The 23,933-nt window shown below is 64.1% G+C and carries 26 protein-coding genes and 1 other RNA gene; 12 read left to right on the forward strand and 15 right to left on the reverse strand.

Annotated features, from left to right (window positions below):
- The first annotated feature begins 410 nt into the window (after positions 1-410).
- Positions 411-911, forward strand: coding sequence for a hypothetical protein (locus tag AB3X99_RS11030; protein ID WP_368616934.1), 501 nt, complete (start codon positions 411-413; stop codon positions 909-911).
- Positions 912-1,233: 322 nt separating this feature from the next.
- On the opposite strand, the gene AB3X99_RS11035 is transcribed toward AB3X99_RS11030, so the two are convergent.
- The 5 genes from AB3X99_RS11035 to AB3X99_RS11055 form a co-directional block, all read right to left on the reverse strand.
- Positions 1,234-1,719, reverse strand: coding sequence for a GNAT family N-acetyltransferase (locus AB3X99_RS11035; RefSeq protein WP_368616935.1), 486 nt, complete (start codon positions 1,717-1,719; stop codon positions 1,234-1,236).
- Between the two features lie 40 nt (positions 1,720-1,759).
- Positions 1,760-2,035, reverse strand: coding sequence for a DUF1778 domain-containing protein (locus AB3X99_RS11040; protein ID WP_368616936.1), 276 nt, complete (start codon positions 2,033-2,035; stop codon positions 1,760-1,762).
- A 13-nt stretch (positions 2,036-2,048) separates the two neighbouring features.
- On the reverse strand, positions 2,049-2,660 hold the full coding sequence (locus AB3X99_RS11045; RefSeq protein ID WP_368616937.1) for a hypothetical protein: 612 nt from the start codon (positions 2,658-2,660) through the stop codon (positions 2,049-2,051).
- Positions 2,661-2,671: 11 nt separating this feature from the next.
- Complete coding sequence (locus AB3X99_RS11050) at positions 2,672-3,838, reverse strand: ABC transporter substrate-binding protein (protein ID WP_368616938.1); 1,167 nt, start codon at positions 3,836-3,838, stop codon at positions 2,672-2,674.
- Between the two features lie 80 nt (positions 3,839-3,918).
- The gene (locus AB3X99_RS11055; RefSeq protein WP_028210583.1) at positions 3,919-4,860 is read right to left on the reverse strand and encodes a CysB family HTH-type transcriptional regulator; all 942 of its coding nucleotides are present in this window, start codon (positions 4,858-4,860) and stop codon (positions 3,919-3,921) included.
- A gap of 248 nt (positions 4,861-5,108) precedes the next feature.
- Between AB3X99_RS11055 and AB3X99_RS11060 the strand changes: the two genes are divergently transcribed.
- The 6 genes from AB3X99_RS11060 to cobA all read left to right on the forward strand — a co-directional run bounded on the left by AB3X99_RS11060 (position 5,109) and on the right by cobA (position 11,360).
- Positions 5,109-6,788 (forward strand): nitrite/sulfite reductase, encoded by a 1,680-nt coding sequence (locus AB3X99_RS11060; RefSeq protein WP_368616939.1) that lies wholly within the window; start codon positions 5,109-5,111, stop codon positions 6,786-6,788.
- A 43-nt stretch (positions 6,789-6,831) separates the two neighbouring features.
- Complete coding sequence (locus AB3X99_RS11065) at positions 6,832-7,377, forward strand: DUF934 domain-containing protein (RefSeq protein WP_069265467.1); 546 nt, start codon at positions 6,832-6,834, stop codon at positions 7,375-7,377.
- Positions 7,374-8,129 carry a phosphoadenylyl-sulfate reductase gene (locus tag AB3X99_RS11070; protein WP_368616940.1) on the forward strand — a complete coding sequence of 252 codons (756 nt, stop codon included), beginning with the start codon at positions 7,374-7,376 and terminating at the stop codon, positions 8,127-8,129. The genes AB3X99_RS11065 and AB3X99_RS11070 overlap by 4 nt, the downstream gene beginning before the upstream one ends.
- A 99-nt stretch (positions 8,130-8,228) precedes the next feature.
- On the forward strand, positions 8,229-9,191 hold the full coding sequence (cysD, locus tag AB3X99_RS11075; RefSeq protein ID WP_069265465.1) for a sulfate adenylyltransferase subunit CysD: 963 nt from the start codon (positions 8,229-8,231) through the stop codon (positions 9,189-9,191).
- 25 nt (positions 9,192-9,216) lie between these two features.
- Positions 9,217-10,533 (forward strand): sulfate adenylyltransferase subunit 1, encoded by a 1,317-nt coding sequence (locus AB3X99_RS11080; RefSeq protein WP_368616941.1) that lies wholly within the window; start codon positions 9,217-9,219, stop codon positions 10,531-10,533.
- Between the two features lie 53 nt (positions 10,534-10,586).
- A complete protein-coding gene (gene cobA / locus AB3X99_RS11085) occupies positions 10,587-11,360 on the forward strand; it encodes a uroporphyrinogen-III C-methyltransferase (protein WP_368616942.1) in 774 nt (257 codons plus the stop codon).
- A gap of 76 nt (positions 11,361-11,436) precedes the next feature.
- Here the strand turns inward: cobA and AB3X99_RS11090 are convergent, their stop codons facing one another.
- Genes AB3X99_RS11090 through lptF form a run of 3 tightly spaced genes read right to left on the reverse strand, consistent with a single transcriptional unit; the run spans position 11,437 to position 14,133 of the window.
- Positions 11,437-11,814 (reverse strand): CbiX/SirB N-terminal domain-containing protein, encoded by a 378-nt coding sequence (locus AB3X99_RS11090; protein ID WP_342947861.1) that lies wholly within the window; start codon positions 11,812-11,814, stop codon positions 11,437-11,439.
- Between the two features lie 54 nt (positions 11,815-11,868).
- A complete protein-coding gene (gene lptG, locus AB3X99_RS11095) occupies positions 11,869-13,017 on the reverse strand; it encodes an LPS export ABC transporter permease LptG (RefSeq protein WP_069265461.1) in 1,149 nt (382 codons plus the stop codon).
- Positions 13,018-13,032: 15 nt separating this feature from the next.
- A complete protein-coding gene (gene lptF / locus AB3X99_RS11100) occupies positions 13,033-14,133 on the reverse strand; it encodes an LPS export ABC transporter permease LptF (protein ID WP_069265460.1) in 1,101 nt (366 codons plus the stop codon).
- A gap of 134 nt (positions 14,134-14,267) precedes the next feature.
- Here lptF and AB3X99_RS11105 point away from each other — a divergent pair, with 134 nt between their 5' ends.
- From AB3X99_RS11105 to AB3X99_RS11115, 3 genes are read left to right on the forward strand one after another with little or no spacing between them, the layout of a single operon-like run.
- A complete protein-coding gene (locus AB3X99_RS11105) occupies positions 14,268-15,779 on the forward strand; it encodes a leucyl aminopeptidase (RefSeq protein WP_069265459.1) in 1,512 nt (503 codons plus the stop codon).
- Positions 15,780-15,831: 52 nt separating this feature from the next.
- Positions 15,832-16,248 (forward strand): DNA polymerase III subunit chi, encoded by a 417-nt coding sequence (locus AB3X99_RS11110; RefSeq protein ID WP_368616943.1) that lies wholly within the window; start codon positions 15,832-15,834, stop codon positions 16,246-16,248.
- Between the two features lie 59 nt (positions 16,249-16,307).
- Complete coding sequence (locus tag AB3X99_RS11115) at positions 16,308-16,709, forward strand: DUF2486 family protein (protein ID WP_342921433.1); 402 nt, start codon at positions 16,308-16,310, stop codon at positions 16,707-16,709.
- Positions 16,710-16,769: 60 nt separating this feature from the next.
- Here AB3X99_RS11115 and AB3X99_RS11120 read toward each other — a convergent pair whose 3' ends face one another.
- Positions 16,770-17,129, reverse strand: coding sequence for a c-type cytochrome (locus tag AB3X99_RS11120; protein WP_368616944.1), 360 nt, complete (start codon positions 17,127-17,129; stop codon positions 16,770-16,772).
- 122 nt (positions 17,130-17,251) lie between these two features.
- Positions 17,252-18,925, reverse strand: coding sequence for a dihydroxy-acid dehydratase (ilvD, locus tag AB3X99_RS11125; RefSeq protein ID WP_368616945.1), 1,674 nt, complete (start codon positions 18,923-18,925; stop codon positions 17,252-17,254).
- Positions 18,926-19,096: 171 nt separating this feature from the next.
- Between ilvD and AB3X99_RS11130 the strand changes: the two genes are divergently transcribed.
- Both AB3X99_RS11130 and lgt read left to right on the forward strand, forming a co-directional pair.
- Entirely contained in the window at positions 19,097-20,056 is a 960-nt protein-coding gene (locus AB3X99_RS11130) for a LysR family transcriptional regulator (protein WP_368616946.1), read from the forward strand.
- A gap of 236 nt (positions 20,057-20,292) precedes the next feature.
- Positions 20,293-21,216, forward strand: a complete 924-nt coding sequence (gene lgt, locus AB3X99_RS11135; RefSeq protein ID WP_368603819.1) for a prolipoprotein diacylglyceryl transferase — start codon at positions 20,293-20,295, stop codon at positions 21,214-21,216.
- Between the two features lie 100 nt (positions 21,217-21,316).
- Here the strand turns inward: lgt and AB3X99_RS11140 are convergent, their stop codons facing one another.
- From AB3X99_RS11140 to AB3X99_RS11160, 5 genes are all read right to left on the reverse strand, one after another.
- Entirely contained in the window at positions 21,317-22,051 is a 735-nt protein-coding gene (locus AB3X99_RS11140; RefSeq protein ID WP_069265514.1) for an SIMPL domain-containing protein, read from the reverse strand.
- A gap of 123 nt (positions 22,052-22,174) precedes the next feature.
- The gene (locus AB3X99_RS11145; RefSeq protein WP_368616947.1) at positions 22,175-22,633 is read right to left on the reverse strand and encodes an EVE domain-containing protein; all 459 of its coding nucleotides are present in this window, start codon (positions 22,631-22,633) and stop codon (positions 22,175-22,177) included.
- Between the two features lie 113 nt (positions 22,634-22,746).
- Positions 22,747-22,928: non-coding RNA, 6S RNA (gene ssrS, locus AB3X99_RS11150), on the reverse strand.
- Between the two features lie 128 nt (positions 22,929-23,056).
- Positions 23,057-23,371 carry a cell division protein ZapA gene (locus AB3X99_RS11155; RefSeq protein ID WP_042268772.1) on the reverse strand — a complete coding sequence of 105 codons (315 nt, stop codon included), beginning with the start codon at positions 23,369-23,371 and terminating at the stop codon, positions 23,057-23,059.
- Positions 23,368-23,721, reverse strand: a complete 354-nt coding sequence (locus tag AB3X99_RS11160) for an ATPase (RefSeq protein ID WP_368616948.1) — start codon at positions 23,719-23,721, stop codon at positions 23,368-23,370. Before AB3X99_RS11160 ends, AB3X99_RS11155 begins: the two co-directional genes overlap by 4 nt.
- Positions 23,722-23,933 lie beyond the last annotated feature (212 nt).

Genomic DNA, 23,933 nt, shown 5'->3' on the forward strand with positions numbered 1-23,933 from the left:
CAGTGTGAACAACCAGAATTGATAACCGCTGACCCAGTAGTAACAGATCACTGGCAGGCCACCGCGTTTGCCTTTCTGGCGGCGTTTGTCGGCGAACCTCTACTTCCGCAGACTGCCGGCTCCCTTGATCTTGTCGCCAGCCGCGGGATTAGCCAGTAGCTCTTGCTGCAGGACGGCGTACTCGTCATCCGCCAGGTAGCTCTCGCGCTCACGGGAAAACGGCGGCAGTTCAATGAAGGTCGCTTGCATCAATAAATTATACGCTACCTGCGTATAATTGCAGGGGCATGCTTCGGTGAGCCGTGCCGAACCATGCTTGGGCCTACCGCTCATCGCACCGGAGTCGGTTGGAGGTACGCGATGTTAGCTCGGCGTACATCTTCTCCTGGTACGAGGTTGCTCCCCTTTCTATGCTCTATCTCTACTGCACTCACAAGCTGCTCAAACGGCTGAAATCCGACATGGTCGAGGCTGGAAGCAGCACGACGAAGCTCGGCAATTGGTACGCAACTGTTTTGCCATGGCGGCCTCAGGTCGCGCTGCTGGTGAATGAGCAAACGCTATTGCCGGTGCTGATGCCTTTGGCTCCGGCGGTCACCCTGACGGCCAGGTTCCCTGCGGCTCTGGCGCATATTTTGGCCCCGCACGGAGTGCCGCGTTCGTTTGTCGACTCGGAAGTGAGCGAAATGCAGGTCGTCAAATACACGAAGACACAAAATCGCAGCGTTGTCGGCATCATGACGGAGTTCGCGCATCTCGCCGAAGCCTACCGCACCCACGACAAACCGACCGAACTCATCGAGTCGTCGCTAAAACTGGCGTGCACGCCATGTAGCCCGCTTTACAAGGGACCGGTGTCTCCGGAGCGGGCGTTGAAAGCGTTGACGAACGGTGGGGGAGCGGCTTCCTGATTACGATTTGCCGCAGCGTAATCCGGCTCGAGTAGGTCGGAGGGCCGATACTCGACGCGCCGGATGCAAAGCGGCTACGGGTTACAGAGTCGCCCGATGGTCGACTTGCCGACGAGCGAAAGACAGCCATGCAGCGTCGCTTACCGCAGCGCTCAGCTACGCTATATAGGCGCTGCCGACGACAGAATCCTTTCGGTGTACCGAGCGACTGCGTTGAGTTTGGTTCGGAAGGCTTGTCCGGCAAAGCTTGCGCCTGGACAGTATGTACGTATACCGTCGTGTTACGCGGGTTGTAGCGAGACGTTAGTCGATGATGACGAGGTTATCTCGACTTCTGTTTGCCTGATTCTGCGGGCATGAGCAATCGCCGAGCATCTTTGAGCAACAGAAGCAATTGCTTTTCTTGCGCCGGCGAAGCTTCAAAGCCGAAACGCTGATAGAAGCGCTCCACATCCACATCGATCGGGTGTGTCAGCAGCGCACGAACTCCGGCTTGTCCGGAGATGGCAACGGTACGCCGGATTGCGTCTTCTAGCATGCCGATCCCGATTCCACGCCCATGATCCTGCATTGTGACCGCAAGCCGAGCCAGGATTGCAACGGGAACGGGATAGGCTCCCATCCCTTTGCGTACCCGGTCAGGCGCCTCCAGGGTGTCGATTTGCCCTACAGCCAGACTGTAGAACCCTGCGAGACGTTGACCGTCGGCGACGACGAAGGTCTTGGTCGAACCGCTTGCCTGAGCCTGGCGTGCGTGGCGCAGGAGCCAGTCATTCAGGCCGGGCTTGCCACAATCGAAGTCTTCCAATCGTGGCTTGCGACCAGTGCCTGCGGTGGCGACAGCGGCATCAGTTCTCCCAAGGCGTCGTTCGAGAAAACAACTCCTTCAAGCCCGCGTTGTCTTGAGCCGGCCGTTCAAGCATGTCGAGCAGCGCTTGCGATTGGCTTTCGGTCACGAGGAATAAACGCTGGTCGAGCAGGATTCGTTCGGCAACCTGGCAGGCACTGTCGAGAATGAAATCGGTCATTGATTTGTGCGCGATCTCGGCTGCGCGGCGCAGTACTGCCTCCTGCTGCGGCGTGGCTCGCAAACCCAGGCGGGCGGAGCGGGTAGTCGTAGTCATGGGAATTTCTCCGTCAGATGTACGTCATGCTGGCACAACAGGCGTACGACCGCATTTTTTCACAGGATTGCTCTTTTTCTTCATGCCTTACTTTTACTGTACGCAGAAGCCGCTCAAGCGTCTGAAACCCGAACTGGTCGAAGCCGGCCTGGCAGTTGGTACGCAACGGTTTTGTCGTGGAAGCAGCAGATAGCGATGCTTGTGAATGAAGGAACGCTATTGCCGGTGCTGATGCCCTTTGGCTCCGGCGGCCACCCTGACGGCCAGGCTCCCTGCGGATCTGGCACAGATTTTGGTCGCGCACGGGGTTTCGTTCATTCACTGCGTCTGAAAGAACCTCCGCATTTTTGTGGGCGAGGCGGTTAAAAAAAACGTTACCCGCGCGTCCGCGTAAGCCGCTCGCCAAACAGGCTGACAATGTTGATTGAATCGCCGGACAGGGCATGCCTGGCGTTGCCGACAAGTTTCGACAGACAACGCGCCGCGCATACAAGGCGAATCCTGAGAGATGATGGCTTGACGGTTCTTCGCCATCAGCGCGTTTGCCTGCTGCCTTGAACGGTTCGAATGAGCGGCGACGGGCGGCCGCGCATTCGCGTCGCGGTTTGCCGTCTCTCGCGGCCATAGCGCTTCGGTTTATTGCGCGAGATACACGAACTTGCCCCCGCGGACCGTGCCCATCACGCTAGCGCGCTGGTCGAGGCCCACGTGGTCCGTCGGGCTCGTGTTCACCATGCCGTTGGGCACAACCACTTCGTGCGCGTGCTCCAGCTCGCCGCGCAACGCCACACGGAACGCTTCGGTGCCCGGCTGACCGGTCTTTAGGGCGCGCGCGACCGCGTCCTGCAGTCGCGGGTACACGCCTGCCGCGTCGCCTGCGAATTGCGTGACCGTGCCCGGGCCGTACTTCGCCTCGTAGGCGTCGACGAAGGCGAGCGCCGCCTTTTGCGCCGGCTGGTCGGCCGGCAGCGTGCGCGCCACCACCACGGGCTGGGTCGGGAACAGGGTGCCTTCCACGTCCTTGCCGCCCAGCTTGATGAATTCAGGCGTGGCGATGCCGTGCGTCTGGTAGATCGGCCCCTTGTAGCCGCGCTCGATCAACGTGCGTTGCGGCAGCACAGTCGGCGTGCCTGCGCCCGCGATCAGCATGGCGTCCGGCCTGGCCGCCATCAGCTTGAGAATCTGGCCGGTCACGCTGGCGTCGGTACGGTTGTAGCGCTCGGTCGCCACGATCTGGATGTTGCGTTCCTTCGCGTACTTCGTGAATTCGTTGAGCCAGCTGTCGCCGTAGCTGTCCGCGAAGCCGATGAAGCCCACGCTTTTCACGCCATGCGCCGCCATGTAGCGCGTCATGACGTCGGCCATGGCGGCATCGGTCTGCGCCATCTTGAAGGCCCACACGCGCGCGCCCTGCTGCGGCTCGACCACCGAGCCCGAGCCGACCAGCGTGATCATCGGCGTCTTGCTTTGCGCCACCGGGTCGAGCGCCGCGAGCGCCGCCGGCGTGATATTCGGCCCGACAATCACGTCCACGTGATCTTCGTTGATGAGCTTGTGGATGTTGCGTACGGCCGCGCCCGGGTCCGAGCCGTCGTCGAGCACGATGTAGTCGGCCTTCTGGCCCGCGATCGTGTCGGGCCACATCAGCATGGCGTTCTTGCTCGTGATGCCGATGGCGGCAGCGGGTCCCGTGCTCGAGAGGTCGATGCCGACCTTGATGTCGGCGTGGGCAGCCGGCGCGAAAGTGGCAGCGGCAAGGGCGGCAGCCGCGGCGAGCGGGCGCAAAAGCGGGTACAGCTTCATCCGTTGAGTCTCCAGGCGAGAAGTGATGTTGTTGTAATGCGGATTTTGTCTGATTTTTCTTCCGCCGCTCGCGCAGCGGCTTACAACTCGTAAGTCTCGTGCTCGCCCTTGAGCGCCTGCTCGATGAGCTTGCGATTCAGGCTCGGCGACAGCAGTTCGACGAGCGTATACACATAGCTGCGCAGGTAAGCGCCCTGCTTGAGCGCGACGCGCGTGACGTTGCTCCCGAACAGGTGTCCCACGGGCACCGCGCGCAAATGTCGGTCGCGTTCGGCGTTGAAGGCGATGTCGGCCATGATCCCGACGCCGAGGCCCAGTTCCACGTAGGTCTTGATCACGTCGGCGTCGATGGCTTCCAGCACGATGTCGGGCGAGAGCGCACGCAGGCGGAACGCGTCGTTGATCTTGGTACGCCCGGCGAACGCATTGTCGTAGGTGATCAGCGGATATTGGGCCAGATCGTCGAGCGAAAGCGGCTTGCGTTCGAGCAGCGGGTGGTCGGGCAGCATCACCGCCACGTGATGCCACGTGAAGCAGGGCAGCGAGACCAGTTCCTTGTAGCCGGAGATGGCCTCGGTCGCGATGCACAGATCCGCCTGGTCATGGAGCACCATTTCCGCGACCTGGGTCGGGCTGCCTTGCAGGATCGACAGGTGCACCTTCGGAAAGCGCCGCTTGAATTCGGCGATGGCGGCAGGCAGCGAGTAGCGCGCCTGCGTGTGCGTGGCGGCGATGGTGAGGTTGCCCTGGTCCTGCGCCGCGTAGTCCTTCCCCACGCGCTTGAGGCTCTCCACTTCCTGCAGAATGCGCTCCACCGAGGCGAGAATGATCCGGCCCGGCTCCGTGAGCGAGCGCACGCGCTTGCCGTGGCGCGTAAAGATTTCGACCCCAAGCTCGTCCTCCAGCTCGATGATCGCCTTCGAGACGCCCGGCTGGCTTGTATACAGTGCCTTGGCCGCTTCTGTGAGGTTGAAATTCTGGCGTACGGCCTCGCGGACGAAGCGGAACTGGTGCAGGTTCATAGATAATCCTTATAACCTGTTTGCATATCGACCTGATTTTTGAGTCGTTTGAAATATAAGGCGAGTTTATTACCATTCCTCCAACTTTTCCAATATGGATATCTGTTTTGGTCATTAGCAAATGACCGGCGCGATTGAAGGCGCGGCCGCCTCGCCAGAGGCAGGACAGAGCGGAAAGAGCGAAGTCGAGAAGTCGGAGCGCGGCGTAACCGGAACGCCGCGATTGAACCAAACCCTGGGGTCCCCGAATGTACCAATACGATCAGTACGACCAGACCATCGTCGACGAACGCGTCGCGCAATACAGCGACCAGGTCCGCCGCCGTCTGTCAGGCGAATTGAGCGAAGAAGAGTTCCGTCCGCTGCGCCTGCAAAACGGCCTGTACTACCAGCGCCACGCCTACATGCACCGCATCGCGATTCCGTACGGCAATCTGCGCAGCGACCAGCTCCGCATGCTCGGCACGATCGCGCGCGAGCACGACCGCGGCTACGGCCACTTCTCGACGCGTTCGAACATCCAGTACAACTGGATCAAGCTCGAAGAAACGCCGGAAATCCTGCGCAAGCTCGCGTCGGTGCAGATGCACGGCATCCAGACGTCGGGCAATTGCATCCGCAACATCACCGCCGACCAGTTCGCGGGCGTCGCCCCCGACGAGATCGTCGATCCGCGCCCGTGGGCCGAAATCCTGCGCCAGTGGTCGACGTTCCACCCCGAATTCGCGTGGCTGCCGCGCAAGTTCAAGATCGCCGTGTCGGGCTCGAAGGAAGACCGCGCCGCCGTGCAGATCCACGATTTGGGCGTCTACCTCGACCGTAACGAGCAGGGCGAAATCGTCGCGAGCATCCTGGCGGGCGGCGGTCTTGGCCGCACGCCGATCGTCGGCAGCATCATCAAGCGCGACCTGCCGTGGCAGCACCTGCTGACCTACTGCGAAGCCGTGCTGCGCGTGTACAACCGCTATGGCCGCCGCGACAACATGTACAAGGCGCGCATCAAGATCCTCGTGAAGGCGCTCTCGCCGGCGAAGTTCGCCGAGCAGGTCGAAGAAGAGTGGCAGCACCTGAAGGACGGCCCCTCGACGCTCACGCAGGAAGAACTCGATCGCGTCTCCCAGTATTTCGTGCCGCCGGCGTATGAAAAGATCGCCGACACGGATACGTCGTACGAGAAGCATCTGCTGGAAAATCGCGCCTTCTCGCGCTGGGTCGAGCGCAACGTGCGCCCGCACCGCGTGCCGGGCTACGCGTCGGTCACGCTCTCGCTCAAGCCGCGCAACATCGCGCCGGGCGACGCCACCGACGTGCAGATGGAAGCCGTGGCCGGTTGGGCCGACGAATACTCGTTCGGCCAGATCCGCGTCTCGCACGAGCAGAACCTGATCCTCGCCGACGTCAAGAAGCGCGATCTGTTCGCGCTGTGGGAAAAGGCCAAGGCGCAAGGTTTCGCGACCGCGAACATCGGCCTGTTGACCGACATCATCGCGTGCCCGGGCGGCGACTTCTGCTCGCTCGCCAATGCGAAGTCGATCCCCATCGCGCTGGCGATCCAGGAGCGCTTCGACAACCTCGACTTCGTCTACGACCTGGGCGACCTGTCGCTGAACATCTCGGGCTGCATCAACGCATGCGGTCACCACCATGTCGGCAACATCGGCGTGCTGGGCGTCGACAAGGATGGTTCGGAGTGGTATCAGGTCACGCTCGGCGGCGAGCAGGGCAACGGCGCCAACGGCGCACGCCTTGGCCGCGTGATCGGCCCGTCGTTCTCGGCGGAAGAGATGCCCGACGTGGTGCAGAAGGTGATCGACACGTTTGTCGAGCATCGCATCGACGACGAGCGTTTCATCGATACGTACGACCGCATCGGCCTCGCGCCGTTCAAGGAGCGCGTGTACGCATCGCGCCAGCCGGCCCACGCTTAATGGACGCAACTGAAGCACGCAACGAGACTACGAGATTCGAGCAATGGCATTGATCATCAAAAAACGCGAGATCGTTGAAGACAACTGGCAAGTCGTGCGTGCGGCCGAAGACGGCGCATTGCCCGAGGTTGCCGCGCTGCCCGCGGGCAAGGTGCTGGTGCCGCTCGCTTACTGGCAAGCGCAGCGCGATGCACTGGTCGCTTCGCGCGGCAAGGATGAACTCGGCGTGTGGCTCGCGCCGGACAGCGAACCGGCCGATATCGCCGCCGACTTCGACAAGCTCGCGCTGATCGGCGTGGACTTCCCCGTGTTCCGCGATGGCCGCGGCTTCTCGATCGGCCGTCTGCTGCGCGAGCGCTATGGCTACCAGGGCGAACTGCGCGCGATTGGCGACGTGCTGCGCGACCAGCTGCGCTTTCACGAGCGCTGCGGCTTCGATGCGTTCGCCGTGCGCGCCGACAAGGACATCCACGACGCGCTCAAGGCGTTCACCGAGTTCACGGTGCAATACCAGGGCGCCTTCGACGAACCGTCGCCGCTGTTCCGCCGCCGTCTGGCCCAACAAGCGCGACAAGGTTCGGCAGCATGAGCACCGTCGCGAACGAAATCACGGCTGAGCTGCAGGCGAAGATCGGGCGCCTCGACGCGCTGCTCGATTCGATTGCGGCGCGTCACGCCGACGTGAAGCTGGCCAGCAGCCTCGCAGCCGAAGACATGCTGCTCACGCACGCGATTCTTTCGCGCGGCGTGAAAATCGGCGTCTTCTCGCTGAACACGGGCCGCCTGCACGCCGAAACGCTCGGCATGATCGACGTGGTGCGCGAGCGCTACGGCTACGAGATCGAGCAGTTTCGTCCGCAACAGGACGCCGTGGACGAATACGTCGCCCAGCACGGCCTGAATGCGTTCTACGAGAGCGTCGATCTGCGCAAGCGCTGCTGCGAAATCCGCAAGGTCGAACCGCTGAACCGTGCGCTGTCGGGCGTCTCCGCCTGGGTCACCGGCCAGCGCCGTGAGCAGTCGGTCACGCGTGCGGAGCTGCACGAGGAAGAACGCGACGAAGCGCGCAATATCGACAAGTTCAATCCGCTCGCGGACTGGACCGAAGCCGATGTCTGGGCCTACCTGCGCGCCAATGACGTGCCCGTGAACCCGCTGCACGCCCGCGGCTATCCGAGCATCGGCTGCGAGCCCTGCACCCGTGCGATCCGTCCCGGCGAAGACAGCCGCGCGGGCCGCTGGTGGTGGGAATCGCGCGACACGAAGGAATGTGGCTTGCACATCACGTCCGTGTCGGCCATTCCGGTCGTCGAAGTGTCGTCCATCGGCCAGGCGAACTAAGATTGAATTTTGTCGCGCTGTCGAAACGACGGCGCGAACGTCGAATACCGAGTACCGCGCGCCCAGCAAAAGGGGTGCGAACAAAGGAAGGATCCGAACATGAGCACCACGCTCGACTCAGCAGTGAACGCACCGCTCCAGGTCACGGCGAACCGCATGGACCATCTCGACTGGCTCGAAGCCGAGTCGATCCACATCCTGCGTGAACTCGTCGCCGAATGCAGCAAGCCTGCGCTGCTGTTCTCGGGCGGCAAGGACTCGGTCGTCGTGCTGGCGCTCGCATTGAAGGCGTTCGGCCTCGGCGCGAACCGCAAGACCGCGCTGCCGTTTCCGCTCGTACACATCGACACGGGCCACAACTACGAAGAAGTGATCGACTTCCGCGATCGCCGCGCAGCCGAAATCGGCGCGGAACTCGTGGTCGGTCACGTCGAAGATTCGATCAAGAAGGGCACCGTGCGCCTGCGCCGCGAAACCGATTCGCGCAACGCCGCGCAAGCGGTCACGCTGCTGGAAACCATCGAGCAATACGGCTACACGGCGATGATCGGCGGTGCGCGCCGCGACGAAGAGAAGGCCCGCGCGAAGGAGCGTATCTTCTCGTTCCGCGACGAATTCGGCCAGTGGGACCCGAAGGCGCAGCGCCCGGAACTCTGGAGCCTGTACAACGCGCGTCTGCACAAGGGCGAGCACCTGCGCGTGTTCCCCATCTCGAACTGGACCGAACTCGACGTGTGGCAATACATCGAGCGCGAGAAGCTCGAACTGCCGTCGATTTACTATGCGCACCAGCGCGAGATCGTGCGCCGCAACGGCCTGCTCGTGCCGGTCACGCCGCTCACGCCGATGAAGGAAGGCGAGGTCAGCGAAATGGCGCAGGTGCGTTTTCGCACCGTGGGCGACATCAGCTGCACGTGCCCGGTGGCGAGCGATGCCGACAACGTCGAGAAGATCATCGCCGAAACGGCCGTGACCGAGATCACGGAACGCGGCGCGACGCGCATGGACGACCAGGCGTCGGAAGCCGCGATGGAACAGCGCAAGAAGCAAGGTTATTTCTAAAGAGCACGCGGAGGAAAGAATAGACATGGTTACGACGCATCAACCTGAAGACCTCGGCGTGCTGCGCTTCATCACGGCGGGCAGCGTGGACGACGGCAAGAGCACGCTGATCGGCCGCCTGCTGTACGACAGCAAGGCTGTTCTGAGCGATCAGCTCTCGGCGCTGTCGCGTGCGAAGAACAAGCGCACGGTGGGCGACGAGATCGACCTGTCGCTGCTCACCGACGGCCTCGAGGCCGAGCGCGAGCAGGGCATCACGATCGACGTGGCATACCGCTACTTCGCGACGGCCAAGCGCAAGTTCATCATCGCCGACACGCCGGGCCACGAGCAGTACACGCGCAACATGGTCACGGGCGCTTCGACGGCGCACGCCGCGATCATCCTGATCGACCCGACGCGCGTGACGGTCGAGAACGGCGTGACGCAACTGCTGCCGCAAACCAAGCGCCACAGCGCCATCGTCAAGCTGCTGGGCCTGCAGCACGTGATCGTCGCGATCAACAAGATGGATCTCGTCGACTACAGCGAAGCGACGTTCAATCTGATCCGCGAAGCCTATGTCGTGCTGGCGCGCCAGCTCGGCCTCACCGACGTGCGTTTCGTGCCGGTGTCGGCGCTCAAGGGCGACAACATCGTCGCCGCCAGCGAGCGTATGCCGTGGTACGCGGGCGAGCCGCTCCTCGACGTGCTCGAACAACTGCCGCTCGCGCAGGCCACGGGCGAAGCGCTGCGCTTCCCGGTGCAGTGGGTCGCGCGCCAGGACGGTTCCAGCGCCGACGACTTCCGCGGCTACATGGGCCGTGTCGAAGCGGGCGAAGTGAAGCTCGGCGACGCCATCTCGGTGCTGCCGGCGGGCCGCAGCGCAACGGTGGCCGAAATCATCGCGCCGGTGCCGGGCGGCACGGCGCAGGTGGATCGCGCATTCGCGGGTCAGACCGTCACGATCCGTCTCACGGAAGACGTGGACGTTTCGCGCGGCGACACCTTCGTGCCGGCGGCCGATGCCGCGCAACCCGCGAAGAAGCTCGAAGCGGACCTGTGCTGGTTCGACGACGAGCCGCTTTCGCCGCAGCGCAAGTACCTGCTCAAGCAGACCACGAGCATGGTGTTCGCGAAGATCGGCGCGGTCAAGCAGGTGCTCGACGTGCATACGCTGTCGCACGCGACCGACCGCCACGAACTCGCGATGAATGATATCGGCCGCGTGGCGCTCTCGCTGCAGAAGCCGCTCGTCTGCGACCTGTATGATGCGAATCCTGGCACCGGCGCATTCGTGCTGATCGACGAAGCGACGCATCACACGGTGGCCGCGGGCATGATCCGCGCGTTCTCGGCGTAAGGCGCTGCGCGAGATTGCGGCCGCGCGCGGCCGCAACAATGGATTGGAAGCATATGGGCAAGGTATATCTGATCGGCGCGGGACCGGGCGCAGCGGACCTCATCACGGTGCGCGGCGCACGCCTGCTCGCGAGCGCCGACGTCGTGCTGCACGACGCACTCGTCGAGCCGGCCATGCTCGAGTACGCGCCGCCAAGCGCGAAGTTCATCGCGGTCGGCAAGCGCTGCGGGCAGCGCTCCACGGCGCAGCACTTCATCAACAAGCAACTCGTCGATGCGGCGCGCGAGCACGCCGTGGTCGTGCGTCTGAAGGGCGGCGATCCGATGCTGTTCGGCCGTGCCGACGAGGAAATGCGCGCGCTCGAAGCGGCCGGCATCGCGTTCGAAGTCGTGCCGGGCATTACGGCGGCGCTGGCGAGCGCGGCGACGCTGCAACGCTCGCTCACCCTGCGCGGTGTGGCGCGCAGCGTGGCGCTTGCCACGTATTCGCGCGCGGCGGGCAGCGAGGAGATTCGCGAGCAGGTCAACGCCGATTCGCTCGTGTTCTACATGGGCCGCGACAGCGCGCCCGAGATCGCGCGCCAGCTGATCGAGGCGGGCCGCGCGGGCGCCACGCCGGTGGCGATCGTCGAAGCCTGCAGCACGGCGCGTGAGCGCACGCTGACGCTGACGCTGGCGAGCCTCGCAGCGGGCGAGGCGCAGGACTGGCTCGACCCGGCGCAGCCGAGCCTGCTCATGATCGGCGATGCGTTCGCCGAACGTTCGGGGCAGGCGCAACGCGAGGACGAAGCGCAGGACGACCATCGAGGCCGTCGCGCAGCGGCTTAAGCGCCACGCGAAAGAGGGCAGCAAAGCAAAACGGGCTCGCTGAAAAGCGAGCCCGTTTTTTTATGCGTGAGCGGTTCTAGTCGCGGTCGTTTTCGATGCAGTACCGCACGATCGCATCGAGCACCGCATCGTCCTCGCCGACGGCGCCGGCACAACGCAGGCGCACATCCGGATGCTCGCTCTGACATTGCGCGATCAGCGCGGGCAGATCGCGGCGCACGTGGCCGCCCTGACCAAAGAACACGGGCACGACCGTGATCGTGTCACAGCCTGCCGCGACCTGGCCGGCGATCGCATCCGGCAGGCTCGGCGTCATGAGTTCGAGAAAGGCGAGGCCGACCGGACCCGCATCGCCGCGCGTGGCGGAAAGCTTCGCGGCGAGCCGCTGGAACGGCTCCTGCCAGCGCGCGTCGCGCGCGCCGTGGCCGAAGAGAATCATGCCGTGCGTGCCCATGCTTGCGAGCCTGTGCGAATTAGTGGCCGAACTATCGGCTGAACGCTACCGGCATCAATGCCGGTCGACCCATTTGAGCCCGATCAGCCCGACCGCGAGATAGATGAGCCCCGGTGTCGCTGCCGTGAGCGGCGCGGGCCAGGTGTTCAGTGTACCCACGTGCGAGAACAGCGTGTTGACGAGCTGGAAGCTCATGCCGAGCATGATCCCGCCGAACACCTTCATGCCCACCACGCCGGCGCGCGTATGCAGATACGCGAACGGCAGCGAGAGTACGAGCATCACGAACACGGCGAACGGGTAGAGCAGCTTACGCCAGAACGCGATCTGGTAGCGCTGCGCGTCCTGATGGTTCTCGGTCAGATGCTGGATGTAGCGGAACAGGTTGAACATCGACATGCGGTCGGGCGAAACGAGCAGCACCGAGAGAATGTTCGGCGTGAGCTCCGAGCGCAGCGAGTATTCGGGCGCCGAAGTCTGCTCGGCGCGATAGACCGGATTGAGCGCGTCGACCGGCTGGTTCTGCGGCGGCGGCACGCCGATCAGTTGCGTATCGGTCACGTCCTTGAGCAGCCAGTGGCCCGGCGGCTGGAACGTGCCGCTCTTCGCGAGGCGCACGTTCGAGAGCCGGAACTGCGAGTCGAATTCGTAGATGCGCACGTTCGTGATGGTCGCATCGGGCAGCAGTTCGCCGACGTTCACGAAACGCGTGACCTGTTCGCCGTCGGCGCGTGCGGAGAGCGTGTCCTTCACCCACACACCCGACTGGAAGTTGCTCGACACGGCCGAGCCCAACGCCTCGAGACGCACGCGCTCGGAGAGCTGGTCGGTGTAAGGGCCGACCACTTCGCCGATCAGGTAGGTGAGCAGCACGAGCGGCACGCCGATCTTGAGCAGCGAGCGCAGCGCCTGGTTGGTGGCGAGACCCGACACACGAAAGATCGTGTATTCGGAGTTCGCGGCCATTTGCGCGAACACGTAGATCGCGGCAATGAGCGCCGCGACCGGGATGATCTCGTAGAGCCGCGAGGGCGCCTGGAGCGCCACGCGCAGCACCGCGTACTGGAATTTGTAGTTGCCGTGGCCGACCGAGTTCAGCTCGTTGATGAGGTCGAAGAAGAAGAACAGGCCGGAGAAGGCGAACAGGATGAAGATGAACGTCAGGTAGACCTGGCGAGCGAAGTATTTTTCGTAGATGCGCATCGGTCAGTTTCCCTCTCAGTTGCCAGGAGAGGCGCGCCGGAACATCGCACGTGTAAAGAGCGGCCGGTTGCGCACGCGTATCCAGAAGATGAACACGACGAGCGCGAGCACCACGGCGTGCAGCAGGACGAGACCGACGCCGAAGGGCATCTTGCCTTGCTCGATCTGCGACTGCACGACGTTGAGCAGGTTCGAATAGGTGAGGTAGATCAGCACCGCCATCACGAGATTGATCGTGCGGCTGCGGCGCGGGTTCTGGTAGGCCAGCGGAATGCCGAGCAGCATCAGGTTGATCGCGATGAGCGGCAGGCCGGCGCGCCAGGCGAGTTCGCCCAGGTTGTCGTTGGTCGGGTGGCGCAAAAGGCCCGGCGTGGACGTGGTGCTCGCCGAAGGCGTGTTCACGAGCGGCTGGCTCGTGATCTTCACGCCGTAACGCTGGAATTCGCTGATGCGAAAGTCCGGGTGGCCGGGCTCGCCGTCGTAGCGGCGGCCGTTTTCGAGCACGACGAAACGGTCGCCGCCCTTCATGGTCTCGGTGTGGCCCGTCTTCGAGACGATGACGCTCACCTTGCCGTTTTCCGTGCTCGTGACGAACACGTTCTCCACGCGGCCCTGGTCGGGGCTCATGCTCTCGATGAAGAACACGCGGTGCGTGGTGGGCGATTCGCGGAACTGGCCGGGCGCGAGCAGCGACACTTCATCGCGCTGCTGGAAGCGCGCGCGAATCAGCTTGCTTTGCGCATTCGACCACGGCCAGCCGATGAACGCGAAGAACACGATGAGCAGGATGATCGGCGCGGCAAAGGTGGCGACCGGTTTGATCAGGCGCGTGAGGCTCACCCCGGAGGAGAGCCACACGACCATTTCGGAATCCTTGTACCAGCGCGTGAGGACGAACAGGATCGACACGAACAGCGTGACGATGAGCATGACGGCCATGTAGCCGATCACGGTGAGTCCGATCAGCACCAGCACGTCGCGCGGGTCGATCTGACCGGACGCGGCGAAGCCGACGATGCGGATCATCATCGTCGTCAGCATGATCGTGAGCAGAACCATGAACACGGCGCCGGCCGTGTACGCGAGTTCGCGCTGCAGGGAACGTTCGAAGATCATTCTTGATGGGCAGGGCAGGCGGACCTTGCCGGGAGGCGCGCAACTCGCGCAACCGCCCAGGAGCCGCCGCGGGAAAAATAGCGGATAATTGCGGCTTTCATCCTAAGCCCTGATTTTATCCGAGGACAAGCGCGATGGACTTTAGCATAAAAGCCTGTGACTGGAGCAAAGGCGGGGACGGCCCCTTCCTGACCGGCAAGTCGGATTGTGTCGTGGTCGGCGTGTTCGAGGCGCAAACCCTCTCGGGCGCGGCGTTCGCCATCGACAGCGCCATTGGCGGCGCAATCGCGCGCGTCGTCAAGGCCGGCGACATCGACGGCAAGGCCGGCTCCACGCTGTTCCTGCCGGAAGTGAGCGGTATCGGCGCCTCGCGCGTGCTGCTCGTGGGTCTCGGCAAGCAGGACGCGTTCGGCCAGAAGGCTTACGGCGACGCGGTCAAGGCCGCCTGGCGCGCGATCCTCGGCACGAAGATCGCGCAGGTCACCTTCACGCTCGCGCAATTGCCGGTGAAGGAGCGCACGGGCGACTGGGGCGTGCGCACCGCCATTCTCGCGCTGCGCAACGAGACCTATCGCTTCACGCAGATGAAGAGCAAGCCCGACGTCTCGCAGCGGGCCCTCAAGCGCGTGGTCTTCAGCATCGACGCCGCCGAAGAGAAGGCCGCGAAGCTTGCGGCGAAGCAGTCCGTCGCGCTCGCCAACGGCATGGACCTCACCCGCGACCTCGGCAATCTGCCGGGCAACGTCTGCACGCCGACCTATCTCGCCGCCACGGCCAAGAAGCTCGCGCGCGACTGGAAGCTCAAGGTCGAGGTGCTCGGCCAGCGCCAGATCGAGACGCTCAAGATGGGTTCGTTTCTTTCGGTAACAAAGGGCTCGGTCGAGCCGCCGCAGTTCATCGTGCTGCACTATCAGGGCGCCAGCGCCAAGGCCGCGCCCATCGTGCTGGTCGGCAAAGGCATCACGTTCGACACGGGCGGCATTTCGCTCAAGCCCGGCGAGGGCATGGACGAGATGAAGTACGACATGTGCGGCGCGGGCTCGGTGCTCGGCACGATCCGCGCGGTCGCCGAAATGGGGCTCAAGCTCAACGTGATCGGCATCATCCCGACCTGCGAGAACATGCCCGCCGGCAACGCCACGAAGCCGGGCGACATCGTCACGACGATGGCGGGCCTCACGGTCGAAGTGCTCAACACCGACGCCGAAGGCCGCCTGATCCTGTGCGATGCGCTCACCTATGCCGAGCGCTTCAAGCCGGCCGCCGTGGTCGACATCGCCACGCTCACGGGCGCCTGCATCATCGCGCTCGGCCATCACAACAGCGGCCTCTTCTCGAAGGACGACGCGCTCGCGGGCGAACTGCTCGACGCCTCGCGCGAAGCGAACGATCCGGCCTGGCGCCTGCCGCTCGACGACGAGTATCAGGACCAACTCAAGTCGAACTTTGCCGACCTCGCCAACATCGGCGGGCGTCCGGCGGGCAGCGTGACGGCGGCGTGCTTCCTCTCGCGTTTCACCGAAAACTACCCGTGGGCTCACCTCGACATCGCCGGCACGGCGTGGAAGAGCGGCGCGGCCAAGGGCGCGACGGGCCGTCCGGTGCCGCTGCTCGCCCAGTTCCTGATCGATCGTGCCGGGCAATGAGGGCAGGAATGGAGATTGCTGCCCACCTGACGGTGCGTAGAGTGGTGTGGGCATGACGCGCATCGATTTCCACACGAACGTCGGCGACTCGCTGCTGTATGCGTGCCGCCTCGTGCGCAAGGCGTATCAGGCGGGTCAGCAGGCGGTCGTGCTGGCCGAGCCCGCGCGCCTGCGCGCGTTCGACGAAATGTTGTGGACCTTTTCGCCGCTCGACTTCGTGCCGCACTGCATGGCCGAGAGCCCTCAAGCGGGCGAATCGCCCATCGTGCTGGTAACGGATCTCGAGCGTGCACCGCATCATCGTGTGCTGCTCAATCTCGGCGCCGAGGTCCCGCCGCAGTTCGCACGCTTCGAGCGCCTGCTCGAAGTGGTTGGCGATGCGCCCGACGAACTCGCGTCGGGCCGTGAGCGCTATCGTTTCTACCGCGACCGCGGTTACGCGCTCAACAACTACAAGCAGGGCGGCTGAGGCCGGACGCGCGAGGCGTACCGGCGCAAGGCCGACTGCCCCGATCGATGGAGGTAAACATGTCCGGCATGCACGACTCGGAAGATGCTGCGATTCCGCTCTTGAACGAGGTGATGGTGAGCGGCAATCCGCTGCGCGCGCACAACGTCGAAGAGGCGAAGAGCGCGACGGCCGCTGCCGTCCAGGCCGCCGTGGCCGAGCGCGAGGAGGGCCTGTTCGCGCACGACGCCGACGCGCTCGTCGAGCGGCTGCGCGGCCGTTGCCTGACCTGGCTCACCGGCGAAGGCCGTGCCGTGATCGAGGCGCGCTGCAGCGCCGCGATGCAGGAACATACGAACTGGCTCGTGGGTCAGGTGTCGCGCGAAATCGGTCTTGCGCTCGAAACGGAACTCACGAACTGGGTGAAGGCCGCCGTGCGCGAAGAACTGGCGGCGCGCGCGGGGCGACCGCCTTCGGCCTGATTCAGTTGGGCGCGCGGCGGCGAGCGGCCACCTCGTGGCCCCGCCGTCACATCGTCCGCTTCACTTGAGCGTGAGGATCCAGCTCGCGAGTTGCGCCGCCTGTGCGGGGTTCAACTGCGTGTTGGCCGGCATCGGCACGGTGCCCCACACGCCGCTGCCGCCTTCCAGAATCTTGTGGGTGAGATAGGCCGGCGCGTCGGGCTTGCCCGCGTACTTCGCGGCGACATCGCGCAGGGCGGGACCCATGAAATTGCGGGTCACCGAGTGGCAGCTCATGCAGTTCTGCTGCTGGGCGAGCGCGAGGCCGGTGGGGCCATGCTGCGCGCGGGCCGGGGCCGACCCGAGTACGCCGGCAAGGCCGATGGCGAGCGCGGCGGCGAGCGTCGCTATCTTGTTCTTCGCTTGCGACTTCCGTTTCATACTGGTCTCCGCCCGCGTATGCGCCGGCTGTGTCGTCGCATTATAAAAGCAAAGGGCGCACGTCCTGGACGTGCGCCCTTTGTTTGACTGCAGGTCGAGATTCGAATGACGCCAGGCTCCGCCTAGCCCGTCACCGCGCCCTGGTTCGCCGGGCGCGCGAGCGCCGCGTACTTCGCCATCACGCCGCGCGTGTAACGCGGCGCGGGCTGCTTCCAGGCCGCGCGCCGGCGCGCGAGTTCGGCGTCGTCCACGTTCAGTTGCAGCAGCAGCGTGTGAGCATCGATGGTAATCGAGTCGCCTTCCTGCACGAGCGCGATCGTGCCGCCTTCGAACGCTTCCGGCGCGACGTGACCCACTACCATGCCCCAGGTGCCGCCCGAGAAGCGCCCATCGGTGATGAGCCCAACCGACTCCCCAAGCCCCTTGCCGATGATCGCCGAAGTCGGCGCGAGCATTTCCGGCATGCCGGGGCCGCCCTTCGGGCCGAGGTAGCGCAGCACGACGACGTCGCCGGCCTTGATCTTGTCTGCGAGGATGGCTTCCATCGCGCTCTGCTCGTCGTCGAACACGCGCGCGGGGCCCGTAATCACCGGATTCTTCAGACCGGTGATCTTGGCGACCGCGCCGTGCGTCGCGAGGTTGCCCTTGAGGATCGCCAGATGGCCTTCCTTGTACAACGCCTGGCTGATGGGGAAGATCACCTTCTGGTCCGCGCGCGGCGCGGACGGCACGTCCTTGAGTTCTTCCGCGATGGTTTTGCCCGTGATGGTGATGCAGTCGCCATGCAGGAGGCCCGCATCGAGCAGGATCTTGAGCACCTGCGGAATGCCGCCGGCCTCGTGCAGGTCGGTGGCGACGTATTGCCCCGAAGGCTTCAGGTCGCAGATCACCGGCACCTTCTTGCGCATGCGCTCGAAGTCGTCGATGGTCCATTCGATTTCCGCGGCATGCGCGATGGCGAGATAGTGCAGCACGGCGTTGGTCGAACCGCCCGTCGCCATGATCAGCGCCACGGCGTTCTCGATCGACTTCTTCGTGATGATGTCGCGCGGCTTGAGGTCCTGCTTGACGGCCTCGACCAGCACGCGCGCCGATTGCGCCGCCGAGTCGACTTTCTCCTCGTCGGGGTTGGCCATCGTCGACGAATACATGAGCGACATGCCGAGCGCCTCGAACGACGAGCTCATCGTGTTCGCGGTGTACATGCCGCCGCACGAACCCGTGGACGGGCAGGCGTTTTTCTCGACGCCTTCGAAATCTTCTTCGGTCATGCGCCCCGCGGTGAACTCGCCCACGGCCTCGAACGCCGAGACGATGGTGAGCGCCTTACCCTTCCAGTTGCCCGGGCGGATCGTGCCGCCATACACGTAAATGCCGGGCACGTTGATGCGCGCGAGCGCGATCATGCCGCCGGGCATGTTCTTGTCGCAGCCGCCGATCACGACTACGCCGTCCATCCACTGGCCTTGCACGCAGGTCTCGATGCAGTCCGCGATGACTTCGCGCGAGACGAGCGAGTACTTCATGCCCTCGGTGCCCATCGACATGCCGTCCGAGATCGTGGGCGTGCCAAAGGTCTGCGGGTTCGCGTCGGCGCGCTTGACGGCGTCGACGGCCGCGTCGGTCAGTCGCTGCAGGCCGGCGTTGCACGGCGTGATGGTCGAATGACCATTGGCGACGCCGATCATCGGCTTGTCGAAGTCGGCTTTCTCGTAGCCGAGCGCGTAATACATCGAACGGTTGGGCGAACGGGCGACGCCTTGCGTGATGTGCTTCGAACGACGGTTATAGGGCATGGGGACCTCCGGTGGAATTTGTCTCGGATGCCGGGAGTGGGTTCTGTTTTGGGGGCGCGCCGGCACGTCTATCGAAGCATGCGATTTCGCGAGAACGCTGTCCAATATATTATTCGTGGTCTATTGAGTCGAAAAACATATCAACATGACAACAGCGCGAGACCGCCGCCGATGAATCCGACTATCCCCGATCTGCGCCAGCTCCGCTATTTCGTCGCCGTGGCCGAGGAGCAGCATTTCGGCCGCGCGGCGGCGCGCCTGTCGATGACGCAGCCGCCGCTCTCGCAGGCCATTCGCGCGCTCGAGGAGACGCTGGGGGTGGAGCTGTTCGCGCGCACGCGTCGTTCGGTCGAATTGACGGCCGTGGGCGCCGATCTGCTGCCGGAGGTCAGGCGCCTGCTGGCGAGCGCGGAAGCGTTGCGGCCGCTCGCCCAGAGCCTCGCACGCGGCGAGGCGGGCGTGCTCGCGCTGGCCTTCGTTTCGACCGCCGACTACGGCTTGCTGCCGCTTCTGCTGCGCGAGTTCGGCGCGCGCTATCCGCGCGTGCGCCTGCAACTCGCCGAGGCCACGAGCGACGTGCAGGTGGAAGAACTGGTGGCGGGGCGCATCGACGCCGGCCTCGTCATTGCACCCGTGCCGCCGCGCCACGCGGCTCAGCTTGCTTACCAGCGGCTCGCGCGCGAGCCGCTCGTGGTCGCCATGCCCTCGGCGCTTTCGGCGCGCCTTGGCGGCCCTTCAGCCGACGACTGGCACGACGAGCCCGTGAGCTTGCGCGATCTCGCCGATGTGCCGCTCGTCGTCTTCCCGCGCCATCTGGCCCCCGGCTTCTACGACACCATCATGGACTGCTACGGCGCGGCCGGCCTCGTGCCCCTCATCGGCCAGGAAGCGATCCAGATGCAGACGATCGTGAGCCTCGTCTCGGCCGGCATGGGCGTGGCGCTCGTGCCGCAGTCGCTGCGCCATCTGCGGCGCACGGGCGTCGTGTACCGGCCGCTCGCCGGGGCGGTGCCGGCCATCGAAACGGGCCTCGTCTGGCGCTCGGCCGAGGTGAGCCCGGTGCTCGCGGCGTTCATCGAGATCGTGCGCGCGCACGCGGCGACGGCGGGTGGCCCGGCGCGCGAGGGCTAGTCTGAAGCTGGGTGTGCCGCGCGCGTCATCTGTCACCGTGACACTCGCCGCGCATCGCCAAACGTGCATTTTCGTTTGCGCCCCCTCGCGTCGGCGATAATGTCACGCCGTGACGCGCGGGCGGCGAACCTCGCCGCCTTGCAAACGTCCAACGCGCTTTGCCCGCTTGTGTGAGCGGCGCGCGACTGCTTACAAACCCGATTTCATTCGATATCGCCGACAAGACTTCATCCACGATGCTCATCCACCCGAACTTCGACCCCGTCGCCATTCATCTGGGGCCGCTCGCCGTGCGCTGGTACGGCCTCATGTATCTCGTCGGCTTCATTCTGGCGATCGTGATCGGCCGTCTTCGTCTGCGTCTGCCGTACGTGGCGGCGCAAGGCTGGACCGCGAAAGACATCGACGACATGCTGTTCTACGGCGTGCTCGGCACGATCCTGGGCGGGCGCCTGGGCTACGTGCTGTTCTACAAGGCGAGCTGGTATTTCGCGCATCCGCTCGATATCTTCAAGGTGTGGGAAGGCGGCATGTCGTTTCACGGCGGCTTCCTCGGCGTGACGTTCGCGATGGTCCTGTTCGCGTGGCAACGCGGGCGCACCTGGCTGCAGGTCACGGACTTCGTCGCGCCGATGGTGCCCACGGGGCTCGCCTTTGGCCGTCTCGGCAACTTCATCAACGGCGAGCTGTGGGGCCGAGTGACCTCGCCCGATTCGCCGTGGGCCATGCTGTTTCCCGGCGCCGCAAACGACGACGCCGCGTGGCTCGCCGCGCATCCGCAACTGGCCGCGCAGTGGCACCTGAACGAAGTGTTCGCGCAGTACCATCTGCTGCCGCGCCATCCTTCGGAACTGTATGAAATCGCGCTGGAAGGCATTGCGCTCTTCATCGTGCTGATTCTGTTCGCGCGCAAGCCGCGCCCCGTCGGCGCGATTTCGGCGATGTTCCTGATCGGCTATGGTCTCGCGCGCTTCACGGTCGAGTTCGCACGCGAACCCGATGACTTCCTCGGCCTGCTTGCGCTCGGCCTCTCGATGGGCCAGTGGCTCTCGCTGCCGATGATCATCGTGGGGATTGGCCTGATGGCGTGGGCGTATCGTCGCGCCAAACGTGGCAAGGACGGCAACGACCGCGCGCAGGTAGCGGGCGCGAAGAGCTGACACGCGCGCGAACGCACCTCGCGTTTTAGCCCATGAAAAAGGCCACGGTTTTCACCGTGGCCTTTTTACTTGCGTGCTTGTGTGGCTCGTATGGCGCGCCTTACTTCATCTGCACCGAGCCGGAAACGTTGACCGTCACCGTGGACGTGCCGCCTTCGAGCGGCACAGGCGACGACATCTTCGCGTCAGCCGAAGCCGCGCGTGCGCTCATCATCATCATGGGGCGCGGCATCACGCCCGAGTGCCCCACGTTCACGTCGCGAATCGAGTAGCTGCTATAGCCGAACGCGCGCGTGGCCGAGAGGGCCTGGTCGCGGAACGAGGCGATCGCCTGGCCCGAAAGTTTTTGCTCGGCGGCGCGCTGCGCTTCGGGCGACAGCGAGAATTGCACGTTGCCCACCTGCATGATCGACGAGAGATCGCCGGCGAGCTTCGATGCCGCCGCGAAATCATGCGACTCGAGTACGACTTCCGTGCGGCCGCGCCAGGCGGAGATGCGCCCGTCGCGATCCGTCGAAGGGAAGATCGAGAACTGGCCGGAATGCGCGGTCACGCCCGCGACGCCTCTGGCCCGTTGAAGCGCGGAGTCGGCGCGCTGATTGAGCGTCGCGGTGAGCGAGGCGGGATCGTTCGCTTCCTGTTCGTAGAACAGCGTAATGTTGACGACGTCCTGAGGCACTTCGGCGCTCGCCTGCGCGGACAGCGAAAGCACGCCCGAGGGCTGCTGCAAGCGCGCGTCGCTCTGTGCGAACGCGGCGCCCGGTGCGAGCGTCAGGGCGAGGGGGAGGGCGGCAGCCAATGCGGCGGCGAGCGTGACGACGGTTTTTCGGTTCATTGAGGCTCCTTGCAGAACTGGCGTCGCGCGCGAGGCATCTGTTGTGACGCGCGACTGTGCGCGATTGTGCTTGAAGTCGCGCACGAATGCTGTATGCGTGCCGGCCATCGAGGCCGAACCGCATCACATCAGATGTTTCGTGATGAATTTCCACTCGGCCGTGGTGACCGGCGTGATCGAGAGGCGGTTGCCCTTGGCGAGCACGCGCATGTCCGCGAGTTCCTCGTGCTCGCGCAAGGCGGCGAGAGAAATCAGCGTGCACTTCTTCTTGAATACGACGTCGACGAGCATCCAGCGCGGATTCTCGTGCGTCGATTTCGCGTCGTAGTAAGGGCTTTTCGGATCGAACTGCGTGGGATCGGGGTAGGCCATGGACGACACCTGCGCGATGCCTGCGATGCCGGGCTCGGGGCAGCTCGAGTGGTAGAACAGCACGCCGTCGCCTTGCTGCATGGTGTCGCGCATGAAATTGCGCGCCTGGTAGTTTCGTACGCCGGTCCAGGGCAGCGTGCGCTGCGGCGCGTTTGCGAGGTCGTCGATGCTTGCTTCGTCGGGTTCGGACTTCATCAGCCAGTAGCGCATGAGTCGAAGTTCACGTCGAAAGGGGGGAGGGGCGAGCGTGCATGCCGCGAAAGTCGCCAATGCACGCCGCACAAAGGAAAACGGCATCGGACTGTGGTCCGATGCCGTTTGAATAGGTCCCCGCCATAGCCGCTAGGCCGGCATCCTGAACCGAGGGTTCAGAATTGGTCGCAGTTAGCAGCACTTCGGGTACATCAGACTGTGTGACGCGCACGCCCGTGCTACAAATTTCCGCAACCGTGCACATGGCATTGGTTCAAGGAATATATGACCTTGGCGAACCAGGCAGGGAAGCTGACTAAACTGGTTGGCAGCGTGTTTAGAAACGCGCGTTTCTAAACAAATCAACGCTACCTTTGAACAACATCATACCGCACGTTGCTGCGTAATACTGCGGCTTACAACCGCGGTGTACATCAGCGCTTATTGCACACCGTACTGATGAATGACAGCGCCGAGTTGTTCGTTCATTTGGCGCATTGTACGACGGATTTCTTCGGCTGGGAATGCTTCCCCGTGACGCACACTGGTTTGCAGGCGCAGCAGTTCCGAGGCGAGCGAGAGCGCCGCCATGACGGCGATGCGATCGGTGCCGCGCACGTTGCTGTGATTGCGGATCTTCGACATTTCGGCGTCCACGCGCGCCACGGCTTCGAGCAGTGCCTGTTCCGTTTCCGGCGAACAGACGAGGCGATAGGTTTGGCCGAGTATCGTCGCTTCGATCTGCTTGGTGGTCATGCATTTTCTCCGTGGCGGGCCGCGCTGCTGTCGTCGTCGGTGCTCTGCGACGGCTCGAGCAGATCGAGCTGGTTGTCGCGCTCGTGACCTGCGCGTGCGCGTGGCAGCTTTTCGAGGATCGCGTTCAGACGCACCTGCGCATCGTCGATCTTGGCCGAGAGTGCATCGCGCTCTGCCTGCAGCGCGGCGCGCTCTTCGCGGACCTGTTCGAGTTCGGTGCGTGTTTCGTCGCATTGCGCACGCAGCTGCGCGAGTTGCTCTTCGAGTGCGAGGCGTGCTTCGTGTTGGCGCTGATTAATCTCGATCAGCCGCCCGATGTTTTGTGAGAGTGTTTCGAGTTCGTTGAGCATGTGCTGCGTCCTCTAAAGACAGGCATTCTAGCGCGGATTAACGCGTATTTTGATAATTGTGTCGTTTCCAGACGTAACAACCCGGCTTCTTACCGGAATCAGGCCCGAAACCCTCGCTACGTGTGCTGCATACGCTGGGCGGGAACGTAATTTGCCAAGGCCGCGCGCGCAGCGCATCGTCTCGATCGTGGTCTGCGCGTTATAACATCACG

This window comes from Paraburkholderia sp. BR10882, assembly GCF_040948855.1.
GTDB lineage: Bacteria > Pseudomonadota > Gammaproteobacteria > Burkholderiales > Burkholderiaceae > Paraburkholderia > Paraburkholderia nodosa_A.

Coding starts and splice junctions, on each gene's coding strand:
- lptF (WP_069265460.1), bottom strand. CDS start 14,133: ATGATCTTCGAACGTTCCCTGCAGCGCGAACTCGCGTACACGGCCGGC.
- AB3X99_RS11055 (WP_028210583.1), bottom strand. CDS start 4,860: ATGAACCTGCACCAGTTCCGCTTCGTCCGCGAGGCCGTACGCCAGAAT.
- AB3X99_RS11115 (WP_342921433.1), top strand. CDS start 16,308: ATGTCCGGCATGCACGACTCGGAAGATGCTGCGATTCCGCTCTTGAAC.
- AB3X99_RS11155 (WP_042268772.1), bottom strand. CDS start 23,371: ATGACCACCAAGCAGATCGAAGCGACGATACTCGGCCAAACCTATCGC.
- AB3X99_RS11160 (WP_368616948.1), bottom strand. CDS start 23,721: ATGCTCAACGAACTCGAAACACTCTCACAAAACATCGGGCGGCTGATC.
- AB3X99_RS11120 (WP_368616944.1), bottom strand. CDS start 17,129: ATGAAACGGAAGTCGCAAGCGAAGAACAAGATAGCGACGCTCGCCGCC.
- AB3X99_RS11045 (WP_368616937.1), bottom strand. CDS start 2,660: ATGGCCGCGAGAGACGGCAAACCGCGACGCGAATGCGCGGCCGCCCGT.
- ilvD (WP_368616945.1), bottom strand. CDS start 18,925: ATGCCCTATAACCGTCGTTCGAAGCACATCACGCAAGGCGTCGCCCGT.
- AB3X99_RS11065 (WP_069265467.1), top strand. CDS start 6,832: ATGGCATTGATCATCAAAAAACGCGAGATCGTTGAAGACAACTGGCAA.
- AB3X99_RS11080 (WP_368616941.1), top strand. CDS start 9,217: ATGGTTACGACGCATCAACCTGAAGACCTCGGCGTGCTGCGCTTCATC.
- AB3X99_RS11130 (WP_368616946.1), top strand. CDS start 19,097: ATGAATCCGACTATCCCCGATCTGCGCCAGCTCCGCTATTTCGTCGCC.
- AB3X99_RS11090 (WP_342947861.1), bottom strand. CDS start 11,814: ATGGGCACGCACGGCATGATTCTCTTCGGCCACGGCGCGCGCGACGCG.
- AB3X99_RS11050 (WP_368616938.1), bottom strand. CDS start 3,838: ATGAAGCTGTACCCGCTTTTGCGCCCGCTCGCCGCGGCTGCCGCCCTT.
- cobA (WP_368616942.1), top strand. CDS start 10,587: ATGGGCAAGGTATATCTGATCGGCGCGGGACCGGGCGCAGCGGACCTC.
- AB3X99_RS11040 (WP_368616936.1), bottom strand. CDS start 2,035: ATGACTACGACTACCCGCTCCGCCCGCCTGGGTTTGCGAGCCACGCCG.
- AB3X99_RS11070 (WP_368616940.1), top strand. CDS start 7,374: ATGAGCACCGTCGCGAACGAAATCACGGCTGAGCTGCAGGCGAAGATC.
- cysD (WP_069265465.1), top strand. CDS start 8,229: ATGAGCACCACGCTCGACTCAGCAGTGAACGCACCGCTCCAGGTCACG.
- AB3X99_RS11110 (WP_368616943.1), top strand. CDS start 15,832: ATGACGCGCATCGATTTCCACACGAACGTCGGCGACTCGCTGCTGTAT.
- AB3X99_RS11030 (WP_368616934.1), top strand. CDS start 411: ATGCTCTATCTCTACTGCACTCACAAGCTGCTCAAACGGCTGAAATCC.
- lgt (WP_368603819.1), top strand. CDS start 20,293: ATGCTCATCCACCCGAACTTCGACCCCGTCGCCATTCATCTGGGGCCG.
- AB3X99_RS11140 (WP_069265514.1), bottom strand. CDS start 22,051: ATGAACCGAAAAACCGTCGTCACGCTCGCCGCCGCATTGGCTGCCGCC.
- AB3X99_RS11060 (WP_368616939.1), top strand. CDS start 5,109: ATGTACCAATACGATCAGTACGACCAGACCATCGTCGACGAACGCGTC.
- lptG (WP_069265461.1), bottom strand. CDS start 13,017: ATGCGCATCTACGAAAAATACTTCGCTCGCCAGGTCTACCTGACGTTC.
- AB3X99_RS11145 (WP_368616947.1), bottom strand. CDS start 22,633: ATGCGCTACTGGCTGATGAAGTCCGAACCCGACGAAGCAAGCATCGAC.
- AB3X99_RS11105 (WP_069265459.1), top strand. CDS start 14,268: ATGGACTTTAGCATAAAAGCCTGTGACTGGAGCAAAGGCGGGGACGGC.